At 37.6% G+C, this 13,465-nt stretch carries 11 protein-coding genes and 1 pseudogene; 6 read left to right on the forward strand and 6 right to left on the reverse strand.

All coding sequences use genetic code 11. From position 1 onward, the window contains the following. Positions 1–216: 216 nt before the first annotated feature. The 3 genes from L2737_RS15615 (at position 217) to L2737_RS15625 (ending at position 2,353) form a co-directional block, all read left to right on the forward strand. A complete protein-coding gene (locus tag L2737_RS15615; RefSeq protein WP_248956315.1) occupies positions 217–942 on the forward strand; it encodes an SIMPL domain-containing protein in 726 nt (241 codons plus the stop codon). Between the two features lie 103 nt (positions 943–1,045). Continuing rightward, positions 1,046–1,714: a penicillin-insensitive murein endopeptidase gene (locus L2737_RS15620; protein ID WP_248956316.1), complete on the forward strand. Its 669-nt coding sequence runs from the start codon at positions 1,046–1,048 to the stop codon at positions 1,712–1,714. 453 nt (positions 1,715–2,167) lie between these two features. Continuing rightward, positions 2,168–2,353 carry a hypothetical protein gene (locus tag L2737_RS15625; RefSeq protein WP_248956317.1) on the forward strand — a complete coding sequence of 62 codons (186 nt, stop codon included), beginning with the start codon at positions 2,168–2,170 and terminating at the stop codon, positions 2,351–2,353. 227 nt (positions 2,354–2,580) lie between these two features. On the opposite strand, the gene L2737_RS15630 is transcribed toward L2737_RS15625, so the two are convergent. Continuing rightward, positions 2,581–4,662: a S9 family peptidase gene (locus L2737_RS15630; protein ID WP_428848396.1), complete on the reverse strand. Its 2,082-nt coding sequence runs from the start codon at positions 4,660–4,662 to the stop codon at positions 2,581–2,583. 359 nt (positions 4,663–5,021) lie between these two features. Here L2737_RS15630 and L2737_RS15635 point away from each other — a divergent pair, with 359 nt between their 5' ends. From L2737_RS15635 to L2737_RS15645, 3 genes and pseudogenes are all read left to right on the forward strand, one after another. Beyond that, on the forward strand, positions 5,022–6,269 hold the full coding sequence (locus tag L2737_RS15635) for a metal-dependent hydrolase family protein (protein ID WP_248956318.1): 1,248 nt from the start codon (positions 5,022–5,024) through the stop codon (positions 6,267–6,269). Between the two features lie 176 nt (positions 6,270–6,445). Continuing rightward, positions 6,446–6,847, forward strand: a complete 402-nt coding sequence (locus tag L2737_RS15640) for a GFA family protein (RefSeq protein WP_102527192.1) — start codon at positions 6,446–6,448, stop codon at positions 6,845–6,847. A gap of 43 nt (positions 6,848–6,890) precedes the next feature. Next, a pseudogene (locus tag L2737_RS15645) lies at positions 6,891–7,037 on the forward strand (aspartate racemase); the annotation flags it as partial. Between the two features lie 160 nt (positions 7,038–7,197). On the opposite strand, the gene L2737_RS15650 reads toward L2737_RS15645, so the two are convergent. From L2737_RS15650 to L2737_RS15670, 5 genes are all read right to left on the reverse strand, one after another. Then, a complete protein-coding gene (locus L2737_RS15650; RefSeq protein ID WP_248956319.1) occupies positions 7,198–8,118 on the reverse strand; it encodes a carbohydrate kinase family protein in 921 nt (306 codons plus the stop codon). Further along, positions 8,118–9,650 (reverse strand): mannitol dehydrogenase family protein, encoded by a 1,533-nt coding sequence (locus tag L2737_RS15655; protein WP_248956320.1) that lies wholly within the window; start codon positions 9,648–9,650, stop codon positions 8,118–8,120. The genes L2737_RS15650 and L2737_RS15655 overlap by 1 nt, the downstream gene beginning before the upstream one ends. 64 nt (positions 9,651–9,714) lie before the next feature. After that, positions 9,715–11,496 (reverse strand): purine-cytosine permease family protein, encoded by a 1,782-nt coding sequence (locus L2737_RS15660; RefSeq protein WP_248956321.1) that lies wholly within the window; start codon positions 11,494–11,496, stop codon positions 9,715–9,717. Positions 11,497–11,609: 113 nt separating this feature from the next. Continuing rightward, positions 11,610–12,569: a sugar-binding transcriptional regulator gene (locus tag L2737_RS15665; RefSeq protein ID WP_248956322.1), complete on the reverse strand. Its 960-nt coding sequence runs from the start codon at positions 12,567–12,569 to the stop codon at positions 11,610–11,612. Positions 12,570–12,581: 12 nt separating this feature from the next. Next, on the reverse strand, positions 12,582–13,259 hold the full coding sequence (locus L2737_RS15670; protein WP_248956323.1) for an HAD family hydrolase: 678 nt from the start codon (positions 13,257–13,259) through the stop codon (positions 12,582–12,584). Positions 13,260–13,465: the final 206 nt, after the last annotated feature.

A 13,465-nucleotide genomic window follows, 5' to 3' on the forward strand; every position in this document is an offset into this window, starting at 1 on the left:
CTCAATCGAACTACGACAAGGAAAGCTTTAGTTGCAGCTAAAGCCTGGGTCTCACATTACCCGAAACAGGGAAGTATTTGTAAATTAGGTGGGTTTATTATCCATACAAGCCACTCAAGCAGGACTTTTAACAGTTGGTTAGGTTCCGCTTCGCTTCACATTATAACCAACAATTAAAAGCCTCTTAGTGGGGCGTTATATTCACAAGGAGGTTCTATGAAATATCTAAGCATGTTTGCCTTACTGGCCTTTTCTTCTTTTTCTTATTCAAATAGTAGTTTACCTAATAATCGCCATGTTTCAGTTGTTGGAACTGCGCAATTAAAAGCTAAACCTGATATTGCTGTAATACACCTAGAAGTTGAAAGCTTTAAAACTAAAAGTGCTGATGCCAAAAAAGACGTTGATGATAGAGTTAACAATTTCTTAGAAGGTTTAGCCAAATTTAAAATTGATGAAGACAACGTTTCGGCTTCAAGTATCTCTACACAACCTAATTACTCATACTCAAACAATGATAAAAGAGAATTAGATGGGTACACAGCTAACCGTAATTTAAAAGTTACTTTAAACGATCTTAAAAACTTAAACGCATTTATGGATTTTGCACTTAGTGTTCAAATTGATGAAATTCGTAGTATAGAGTTAAAAGCATCACAAGCAGACAAACTAAAAGATGAAGTTAACGCATTAGCGGTGAAGAATGCTAAAGAAAAAGGTAGTTCATTGGCTAATGCTTTTGATGCAAAGCTAGGTAAAATTTATAGCATAAATTCAACTTCAAATAATAAGCGTAATAGATACGGGGCAAATAGCGATATTGAACGTATTGAAGTAACAGGCTCACGAATGAATAAACCTTCAAGTCCCGGTAGATACTTACAAGAAAATATTGTATTTTCAGCTTCAGTTAGTGTTGTCTTTGATTTAGACGTAAAGTGAATATAACAAGCTAATTAATAAGGACAAAAAACAGTTGGCTGTTTTCGTTCCTCAACATTTTAGCCAACAATTTTTTGCCCATTATTAGGGCGTTAGCATTCATATGAAATTTATCTCTATCCTTCTAGTTCTGGTGTCTTTTTCTTCTTATTCAATTGAGAGTATTTGCTATGGAACAACATCCAATGGATCTTTGAAAAATGGTGTTCAGCTTCCAACTAAAGGAAAAAACTTTGAGGGCTACAGTTCTATCGCTAGGCTTGCGGGACGAAATTATGTTCATACTTCGGTTAAAGAAATCATTATTGGCTCTTACAAGCAACTAGAAACGTTAGAGCCTAATAAAATCTATAAATATGCTGAAACAGGTTTTGAGGAAGGTGGGCAATTCAAACCACATAAAACACATCGAAATGGTCTTTCTGTAGATTTCATGACACCCGTTGTAAATAAAGATAATGAGTCTGTTCATTTACCAACTCATCCACTTAATAAATTTGGGTATAACATTGAGTTTGATCAAAACGATAAATATGATGAGTATTCTATAGATTATGTTGCGTTAGCGGCGCATATCGTCACCTTACATAAAGAGTCAAAAAAATTAGGTTTTGAGCTTTGGCGTGTTATATTCGATCCAAAATTACAACCTAAGCTATTGAAAACTAAATACGGTAGTTATTTAAAATCCAATATTCAGTTTTCTAAAAAGAGTTCATGGGTTCGTCACGATGAGCATTACCATGTAGACTTTTTAGTTCCGTGCAAATGAATGCTAACAAGTCATTTCAGCAGGATAAAAAACAGCTGGCTGTGCTCGCACCTCGCTATTATAGCCAGCCATTTTAGCCGCTTAGCAAAGCGTTATGTGTACAAGGAGGTTCCATGGGTAACATACATAGTTACTATTTAGTTGGGTTCATGCTTTTATCAGCAATGTTAAATGCGTTTATAGAGCATGAGGAAGTCGGAATAAAGTTACTTTGCTTACTTTTATTATTCACGAGTTTCGTCTTTGCTTCTCTATTTCATTCTTTAATGGTTAAAGTTGCAAAAGAGAAAACAGCAAATGTCGAGTAAGGTAGACATACAAGCTGTTTAACCTGGAAAAATACAGTTGGTTTTTTCGTTCCTCAACATTTTAGCCAACAATATTTTGCTCATAAAACAGTGGCGTTATGTGTTGAGGATGATTCGCAGTAAATTCAAGGATGAGGAGCCCGAAATGAGAGTTAATAATAAACTTAATCAAGCCAAACTAGGTGCTTTAACCATCTGCTTAGGTGTTTCACTTGGTATGTCAATTTTCGTTGGAAGTACATCACCTTACATAGGCTCAATGCTCGGTATAATTACTGTCGGTGTTTTCGTAATGATTGTCTCAGGAAAGTGGGGCACAAAAAGCACATAACCAGTTAATATTTAAAGCTTATATATTGACGAATCTCTCAAGTTTCATCCTTTATCTCTTCATCGTTTATCTCTCTATCGTTTATCTTTCGAAACTTTATCTCTCCGCCATTTATAAAAAGCTGGTCATTAAAAAAGAATAACGAGTGCGATAGACATATATTGAATTCCAATAAAAAAGCCAGCATATCGTTTAACGAAATATGCTGGCTGTTTGTATTGTACCTGTTAGTTGGCTTTCTCTGGTTGGTATTGTTCAAACCACCATAAGATATGGGCAACTTTTGACATTAAGTTACTTGGTCGTTTGTATATGCCATGGGGCGCATCTGGGATCCTGACCATAGCGGTATCAATATTACGTAATTTAAGGGCTTGATAAAACTGCTCAGTTTCAGCAATAGGGGTACGTTGATCTGCTTCTCCCGTTAATAGCATGGTAGGTGTTGTGACATTACCTACATAACTGATTGGTGATAACTTCATATAATGCTCGCTATCTTCCCAAGGCATTTTCTCAAACCAGTTTTTAATTACGAAGGGGTAAATATCTGTCGTTAGCACAAAGCTATACCAATTGATCACAGGTTTGGCGACTACGGCTGCTGCAAATCTATCTGTATGGCCGACAATCCAAGCTGTCAGTACGCCGCCGCCTGATCCGCCAGTGACAAATAATGCCTCTTCGTTAATTGCTTCTTTGGCAATAACGCCATCGACTACCGACATTAAATCATCATAATCTTGGCTAGGGTAATTGTTATAAATGGTTTGTGCGAACTCTTTACCGTAACTGTCGCTTCCACGTGGGTTAGCATAGACAACGACATAACCACTGGCTGCCATTAATTGTACTTCTGCAGAGAAGTGAGGGCCGTAGTTCGTTACTGGACCACCATGAATCTCTAAAATTAGCGGGAAGGTTTTACCTGCTTTTTTATCCGCTTCATAACCTGGTGGATAGGCTACCCATGCTTGAATATCTCTATCATCAAAAGATGATTTCACGTTCAACTCTTTTATTGAAGCTAAGGTTTTATAACTCAACGCATCATTATTTAAATCGGTAAGTTGGTTAGTTCTTCCTTTACGGGTAATGGCAATGTCTGCGGGGCGTTGAGGGTCTGAATAGGTAAATGCGATAGTGCCATCTTCAGCGACATCGAATTGGCTGCCCGTGTAAGGTCGACCAAATGAAAGGCCACCAAGGTTTTTAGCGGCAATGTCACGCTTACCTTTTAATGACTGATACGCCACATAAGTTTCACCTTTATCATGATAACTCATGTATATGGCTTTACTGTTATCAGCCCATTTTATGCTGTTAATCGAGCGATCTAAGTCGGCAGTGATAGAACGTTTATTACTACCATCAATATCCATGATAAACAGTTCAGTATTTTCATAGTTTTTGAAGTTTTGATCGTAGCCTAAGTACGCAATCATTTTGCCATTAGGTGACACGATTGGGGAGTTATCTGGTCCGACTCGATCAGTAAGTTGGGTGACTTGTTGATCATTAATATTAACGGCGTAGATATTGGTGTCTGTCCATTCTAAATCTTTCTCTGCGCGCTTATTGTTCGAGTATATGAGCTGCTTACCATCTTTAGACCAACTGATATTACTACGATGATCAAATTTCTCGTGGGTGACTTGTCTTGCTGCGCCGCCATTTGAGGACATCACAAAAATCTGACTATTACCTGCTTGACTAAAACCTGCACCATCAAAGCGATAATACATGTCATCAATATAAACGGCAGGTTTTGCCCATTGGGCATTTTGTGGCTTACCAGGCAGTGAAACAACAGATTTAGGTTTACTGTTTACGAAGCGATTAAATGCGATGTACTTGCCGTCTGGTGACCAACTTAAATTAGATGGAGATTGACTAAAGTGACTCATTTGGCTACTTTCACCGGTTTCTAGCCATTTCATATGGATTTGAGCTGAGCCACTGGCTGTTGAGATATAAGCTAGTTTACTGTTGTCAGGTGATAGGCTTGGTGAGAAATCAACATGCAGGCCATTGGTAACAGGGGTAAGGCGCTTGTTTTTATCGACTTTCCAAATGTTACCTAGCTTTTTATCCGTCTGAATATCCATGTAATTACGTACAAAATACACTTCATCACCGTCAGCGGTAATGGCTAAACCAGATGCATATTCTAAAGAAAACACATCTTGAAGCTGCAGCGTATTATGGACTTGGCTGTTATCGACATCATTTTGAGCATATGCCATTGTCGATGTTATAGCCGCAACGAGTGGCGATATCATGCATACCAGATAAATACCTTTGTTCATGAGTAATCCTTGACCTTAAATTGAACGATGAATATTTGTTATTAGTAACCCTAACTGAGTTATTGGAGATGAGTCAGCTAGAGAATTATTGATGTTTATTGAATAAATTACCATAAGCTTAATAAAATACAAAGTTATGTGAATTGATATTTACATTAATAAAAGCTTAGGTATATTAATGAACAAGATTAATAACAATAAGCTTAAATGCCATGACTTTATTTCCATTATCAACAAAGCATAAAATAACTGAGTTCAAATCGTTCATCTCTACTAAAGATTCAAACTCTAACAATATCCAAATCCTTAAGAATGATAAAAAAGCCTTTTCGCTTAGCGCGTTGGTTTTTGGTTGTTTAATGTCTCACTCGGTAATGGCTGATACAAAAGTGATTCATGCAGGTGAGTTGCTTGTTGTACCAGGTAAGGCCCCTTTAACAAAGCAGACTGTGGTCATTAAAGATGGTGAAATCATTGCGGTGAAAAAAGGTTTTGTTGAGGTAAATAAAATATCAGTTGATGCCACCTTGATAGATTTGTCAGATAAGTTTGTTATGCCAGGCTTGATGGACATGCATGTTCATTTACAAATGGAGTTAGGACCGAATAATGTGTCAGATACTGTAAAACTATCTGATGCCGATGTCGCAATGAAAAGCGTTCACTATGCCAAAACCACCTTATTGTCTGGGTTTACTACAGTACGTGATTTATTAAGCGAGCCAGAACAAATGTATGCACTGCGCGATGGTGTAGAAAAGGGCTGGATTGAAGGCCCACGTATTATTGCCGCAGCGGGTGTCACTATAACAGGTGGCCATTTAGATGCTGATGGCATGGCACCTGATATTTTAGCGATGAAATCCCCTAAAACGATTTGCGATGGCCCATATGAATGTCGAAAGGCGACGCGTGAAGCCATAAAATATGGCGCGGATGCCATTAAAGTGGCCTCAACTGGTGGGGTATTATCAGATACCGATACTGGTACTGGTCAGCAAATGACTGATTTAGAATTAAAAGAAATTGTAGAAACAGCTCACGGTTTAGGGCGTAAAGTGGCAAGCCATGCTCATGCAACAGCAGGCATTAATGCAGCGCTTCGTGCTGGCGTTGATAGTGTTGAGCACGGCAGCTATGCCGATAAAGAAACCATTAAACTGTTTAAACAAACGGGTGCTTATTTGGTTCCTACTTTGCTAGCTGGTGCAACGGTTGTTGAGATGGCTGAAACGTCAGATTTTATGTCTACACCGATTAAAGCCAAAGCCATTAGGGTTGGACCTGACATGCTAGCTAACTTTGAAAAATCATATAAAGCGGGAGTCAAAATCGCTTTTGGTACAGACAGTGGCGTTTCTAAGCACGGAATAAACGCTCAAGAAGCAGTATTGATGCATCAAGCGGGAATGCCAACCAGTGACATTTTAAAATCAGCGACTGTAAATGCTGCAGACCTTATTGATATGTCAGATAAGCTTGGCACTATTGAAGTAGGTAAGTATGCCGACATTATCGCAATTGATACCAGTCCACTTGATAATATTGAAGCCTTATTAGATATTGGTTTTGTGATGAAAGATGGTGTGGTGTATAAGCAGCAGTAATCATTATCTTTGGTTCAATTGATAGCAAAAGTGATTGAATAAACAATTCATACATCATTTAATAAAAAGGAGCTTAGGCTCCTTTTTTATTAGCATATTTTATTAATCTTAATTTAAATCATTCTTCTAACTAAGCGTGGTAACGTAAAGCTAGTTCGAACTCACAAGGAAAGGACATGGTAAATTTAACTGAGGTCAATGGTGTTGAGGTTATGCCTAAGCATAGGGCCAGTTGTCATTGTGGTTTAGTGGTCATGGAGCTTTCTTTACCAAAAGGAATACAGGATGTTAGGCGCTGTGATTGTAGTATGTGTCGCCGCCGAGGTGCTATTGTTGCATCAATCAATTTAGATGATATTCAGTTTATTCAAGGTGAACACGAGTTAAGCGTCTATCAATTTAATACCAAAACAGCTAAACATTATTTTTGCCGTCATTGCGGTATTTATACCCATCATCAACGACGCTCAAACCCGAATCAATTCGGTTTTAATGTGGCTTGCTTAGCAGGTATTAATCCGCTGAAAATTGATCAAGTAAAGCTATATGATGGCGTGAACCATCCAGCTGACCGTTAGGTTCAGCAAAGTAATGTGTTAATTCAGTTTATTAGGAAATAATATGAAAACCATCGGTTTGTTAGGCGGAATGAGCTGGGAGTCCACTGCTAGTTATTATAAAGCGATCAATGTAGGCGTTAACCAACAATTGGGCGGCTTGCATTACGCTAAAATTAGCTTGTTTAGTGTTGATTTCGATGAAATTGATTACAGCACGATAGGGGAGCTGAATCAGCTTGTTTTTATCGAAGTAAATTAGTTTTTTCAGTGTTTTACATGGTATTTGAGTCATTTATATTAAAAAAAGGATGTAATAAGCTTTATGCTCATTACATCCTTCTAAGTAGGGTGTTTACTAATTAACCCAATCAAATAATCTGCATAAACTCATGTATTTCTTTTAAAGTAAGCGTTGGTGTTGCCCCATGATTTTGAGCGACTAATGCACCTACTGCACACGCAAAATTAACTGCGTGCTGCGCATCTTTTGAAGTGATTAATTGATAAATTAATGACCCTAAAAATGAATCTCCTGCACCAACAGTATCTGCAACTTTAACTTGATAGCCTGAATGATAGAATTTTTGATCTTTAATTTTTAACAAAGCACCATGACTGCCTTTAGTTACACATAAATATTGAGTGTCAGTAATCTCGGCAATAAACTCAAGGTGTTGTTCTAAAGCATTGAAGGGTGATCCAAATGCGATAGCAATTTCATATAACTCATCATCGTTTAACTTGATAAAATCTGCTTTATTCATTAAGGAGCGTAACGTTTGCATATCATAATGTGGCGCACGTAAATTAACATCAAAAATACTGAATTTTGCATGTTCTAGTAAACTCAATAGTGTTTTATGTGATGTTTCATTACGGCAAATTAAGCTGCCGAAAACAAATACATCACTTGAGTAAACAGCATCAATTTGAGCTTGTGTTTGTTTGATGTTATCCCAAGCTGTATCTTTAACTATGTCATACGTCGCTGATCCATTTTTATCCAGAGTCACTTGAACCGTGCTGGTCATTTTATCGGTTGATTGTTCAATTAACTCGATGCTGGCACCTTGAGATTCAACAAAATTGATCAGTTCAGCCCCTAAATTATCGTTGCCAACAGCGCTAATTATTTGCGTATTGATACCAAGTGAACTTAACCGTAAACAAACATTCAGTGGAGCGCCACCAACGCGTCTATCATCACCAAATACATCCCATAATACTTCTCCAAAACAGGTAACTGCGATGTCTTTATGAGGCTTTGATTCTATTAAAATGTTTTCCATTATAAACCTTTAGAATCGATTACTTGCTGCATAACTGTTTTGATTGATAACTGATTATCGTAAACCGCTTCAATTGAATTTTTGTAGATCTTGCAAAATTCTGGTTGATTATTTAGATCGCCAAATAATTCAGTGATATCTAAAAATGCTAATGGGTTTGATTCGGTCTTCGAAGCATGTTGATTCAATGTAGTGGCCATTTGATCCTGAATGTCCAACGATTGTCCATTTTGGTTAACCTGTTTATCACTGTAATAACACCAAGCTGCTATAACAAGTGTGGCAAATTCAATATTTGGTTGAGTCGGATTCTTAGCTATGTTTTCCATAATAGTGGCGATTAAGAATTTTGGCAGTTTTGCTGAGCTCTCTAAACATATACGGGATAGGCTGTCTTTTATATTTGGATTTGAAAAGCGTTCGATTAATGTATCTTTGTATTGTGTTAGATCGATCCCTTCAAGTTGCTCTAATAACGGAGTGACTTCTTTATCCATAAATACACGTAAGTATTCAGCAAATAATGGATCGTTTACTGATTCATCTATGGTATCAAATCCATGGATCGAACCAAGCAATCCAAGCACAGAATGTCCAGCATTAAGTAAGCGAATTTTCATTTTTTCATAAGGGGTTACATCAGTGACAAACTGGGCTCCTGCTAAATTCCAGTTTGGTCGACCATTGCAAAAATCATCTTCAATTACCCATTGAGTAAAGGCCTCACAAGTAATTGGCCATTCATCAACAACGCCAATGTCTTCAGCTAAATATTGAATATCATTTGCAGTGGTTACAGGTGTAATTCTATCGACCATTCCGTTAGGGAATGAGACATTTTCATTGACCCAAGCGTAAAGCTCATTGTCGCATTGCTCAATAAACGCAAGTAACATCTTTTTAGTGACAGCGCCATTATGTTGAATATTGTCACAAGATTGAATGCTAAATGGCGCAATATCCTGTTGCATTCTGATTTTAAGCGCTACTGTTAAATATCCAAAAGTCGTGTTTGGTGAATTGAGGTTCGCAATATCATGAAGAATATCTGGGTTAGATAAATCAAACTCACCAGTGGCAGGATTAAAATTATATCCGCCTTCGGTAATAGTTAATGACACAATTTGGGTCTGTTCGCTAGCAAGTTTATTAATAACGGCTTGTTTGTCATCGGGTGCGAATATGAAATCAATCAGTGAACCGATAACTTGATTTTCAACTTTTCCATCAGGGTGCCTAACGATAAGGCTATATAAGTAATCTTGTTTTTTTAGTATCTCTGCTAAGCTGCGGTTGCCTTCAAGTAAACCAATACCACAAATGCCCCATTGCTCAGAACCTGGTTGCTGCAACAGTGTGTCTATATACATGGCCTGATGTGCGCGATGAAACCCACCAACACCAATATGAACGATACCCGCTGACAGTTTGCTTCTGTCATATGATGGTATTTTTACATTATGTGGAAGCGAGCATAAATTTTTTTGATTCAGTAATATAGCTGAACTATTTGTCTGAGTTAACTTACTCATAAGGAGCTTTCCTGTCTTAAAATTAAATCAAAAGATCTGATGCATAAATGCTCAGTTCTTATCATCACACGTTATTACACATTTGTTTGTTTTTACACGGTTTACTCTCTTCAGGCTGAGTGACTTCAACTTGAAGGTTCAATTTGCTTTGTCGCTTTAGAGCAATATAAGCACTGATAAAATAAATGATGGTGCTGATGAAACAGTACAGTTCAAATTCACTTTTATTGAAGTTATAAATTTCCATAGTCGGGCTATAAAACATGACTTGAACTGCAAAAAAAGTAATGGCAATTAACGACAAAAACGAAGTGATATTAAGTAAACGCGTACCAAGGCTATTATCATTAATAAATTCAGGCGTCATTTTAGCTATCTGTTGTTGGTATTGCTCAATTTGCTGAAGTTCTAATTCATCAGCTTTTTTGGCTTCCGGATACTGTTTATCTGCACCATGTTGCTTTGCAAGTAGGGTGTAAATCACAATAGTGAAAACCCAAGTTGGTATGAATAAATAATAAAAAGAAATAATATCGATATAATTCAATCCAAAGCCGAAAAGTAAGGCTAATCCCCAACTGGCAATCGCAGGAGTGCTCTTAGATAGATTCTGATATTTTGCCCAATAGCGTGTTAATCCAATTTTTGGAAAGAGTACGTGCTCCGCAAACACAATACCGCCGACTGGCACAACGATTAGGCCAGCATAAGTGAGTAACGGCAGCATTTGAGTAAAGACGAACGGAAAGCAAGCAACAATAACAGTCACAATGCCTACTACGGCAGTGGCTTTACGACGTGAGACTTGAGTAAAAATAGACTGAGCAGCAAGCCCCGCACGATATAAATTAGCGTTGGCAGTTGTCCATCCTGCAACGATTATGATGACGAAGCCTGTCAATCCTAGCGCATGATAAGCAACATCACCTGGATCAAGCTGTGTAATTGATGTTTGTAATAATACCGCAGTGCCTGCCCCCATTATTCCTGCAGAAATCCATGCTAAATAATGGCCAAAAAACATGCCAACACCAGAAAACAAACCGTAACTTTTACGCTTGGCATAACGTAAAATAGCCATATCTATTAAACCAAAATGGGTTATTGAGTTTGCAGCCCAAGCAAAACCGATGACCTCTAATAATCCAATACCAGTTTCGCCTTTATCGTTAACACCTGTCCAAATAGATGTATCTCCTATCTGCATAAAGTCAGCCCAGGAATTTAATGTAGTGGTGCCTAGCACATGATTGGCAATGGCAGGAAATAAAGCAAAGGAACCGGATAAAAAAATAACGAATAGCCAAGGCGCACAAATTTTCGAGAAATTAGCGACAGTCGTAAAACCATACATTGCCACTAAAACGACAATTGAACCAACGGCCAATACGATTAACACAAACCAAAAATTGTTGGGGTACCAATTCAGCTGGGCGGGTATATCAAATAAGAAACGCACAGCAGTAGAGGAGACTGTGATCATAGCAGCTGATATGACGGTAAAAATAATAACATTAGCCCAATTATATAACTTGGTCATTGAGTTACCGGCAATTTTATTAAGGTAATGGTACAAACTCATTCTTGTTTCTACCGCGATAGGGGTTGTGATTAACCACCAAGAACACATCGCTAGTAAATTACCAATGAGTAGTCCAATAATTATGTCTTTAGTACTCGCACCTAGAGCCACAAATGTTGCACCAATTACAAACTCAGTTGCTGCTACATGCTCCCCAGCATATAACCCTGCAAAATGTTTCCAACCGTGTAGTTTTTCTTTTGCCACTGGCAATTGCTCTTCATTCACATGTGCGAATGAAGGTGTATCTTGCTCTATTTTCATAATGATTTACTTCTTTTTTATTTAACAATGAAAGCCCGTATTAGATACCCCATACTTTCATTGTTAGTTTTGTGGCGCATTATTACGCTCATATTTATGTACTAGTAGGTGAATCAATTTTGTTTAAGAATAAGCTCCGCTGTAAATTCGTTAGTGATAAGTGAATTGATGAGTTTGCCTTGCAGGGCAGCATGAATTGCGCTGACTTTATTTTCTCCAGCTGCGATGCCATAAACGGGTTTTGTTGAGTTGACTGATATAGGTGAACTTGCTACTCGGTGATTAATACTGCTATCAAGTAATTGGCCTTGTTCGTTAAAAATCCAGCTAATGACTTCGCCAACAGCGCCGTTTTGTGTAAGTTCGTCGAGTTCGTTTTGTTTAAGAAACCCATCGACCAGTAATGGCGAACGTGGCCCCATGTGACCAATTCCAACAAATGTGACGTCAGCTTGTTTAGCTAAGTTAAGAATATTGTTGACGGGTTGTAATTGGTGAAAAGTATTTTTTTCTTCTACAGATGAAGCGAGAACGGGTAGAGGCATCGGGTAATGCTTTGATTTAACCCGATCAGCCATGCTTACTACAATATCGTATGGAGAGGCAGAACCATCAGACATCATAGTGCCAACTAATGAAACAATTTGATGATGAGGGCATTTCATTGCAGGTAATTCGTCAATACAAGCTTTTAACGCTCTGCCTGTACCAAATGCAAGTGTTTGCGGTTGTTCTGATTTTAAGTATTGTTCAAGTACTCTTGAGCCTCTTTGCGCAAGGCCTGTAATTGCAGAAGGGTCAGCTGGATCGCTAGGAACTATTTCACAGTCAATAAGATCAAACTTACTTTTTAAACGTTCAGCTAAATCCATACACTGTGCAATAGGGTGATCAAGGCGTACTTTAATTAGACCTTCGGAAACGGCCAACGCTACTAAACGTTGTGCTGATTGACGTGACACATTAAGTTTTTGTGCTATTTCGTCTTGGGTGTTTTTTCCTACGTAATAGAGCCAGCCGGCTCTTGCTGCATCTTCAAGGCGCTTTAGCTCTGACTTAGATTTAGTGTTCATCAATAATACCTGTTAATTTTTTATAAGATTTAGGTTTACAGAATCTATATTTGACCAATTGTCTAATACGGGAATATCAGGAAATGTTTGGCTTACAATGGTAAAGCTTTCTGTGAGATGTTGACCGCCAATGTAGTGAACAATTTGCATTTTAGCTGATATAGCAGCTGATACACCGAAAAAACTATCTTCAATTACTAAGCAATTTTCAGGGTTAACCTTCATGGATTTTGCTGCATGTAGAAATAGATCTGGTGCAGGTTTACCGTTTGATACAGCTTCTGCTGTAAATATGTTGGTTGAATTAAATAAGTGAGTGAGACCAACAATTTCTAATGCCTTGTTGGTTCGAGTTTTACTGCTGCTAGTAGCAATACAATAGGGAATTTCTAATTGATTAACGAATTCTGTAAAACCTGAGGTTGTCATTAAACTTGTGGCAAACTTTTTGACAAGCTTTTGTCGATACTGACTTTCGAAATAATCGGGTAACTGCAGGTCGAAGTTCAGGTTCAATTTTTGTTTGACTGATTTAAAGTTGCAACCTAGAAAATGACGCTGTACATAATCAATGTCGATTTTAATTCCAAAAGGGATTAATTCATTTATCAGAACTTGGGCGCTGATAATTTCGCTGTCAATAACAACACCGTCACAATCGAATATGATTAAATCAATATCATGTTTCATTTATTGCCTCAAAGAGATCTGTTAAATCCTTTATGAGCATATGCTCATGCTGTGGGCATATTCTCTCTTTGGGCATTTCATGTCAATACCTAATTAGTAAAGAAGATTGCACAGCTAAGGTTTATAAAAATACTTTTATTATAATTAATTCAATGAGTAATATTTATTGGTGATGGTTTTTCATACCTATATTACTTTTTTGTTTA

Origin of the sequence: Shewanella electrodiphila (assembly GCF_023283985.1) — a bacterium.
GTDB classification, from domain to species: domain Bacteria; phylum Pseudomonadota; class Gammaproteobacteria; order Enterobacterales; family Shewanellaceae; genus Shewanella; species Shewanella electrodiphila.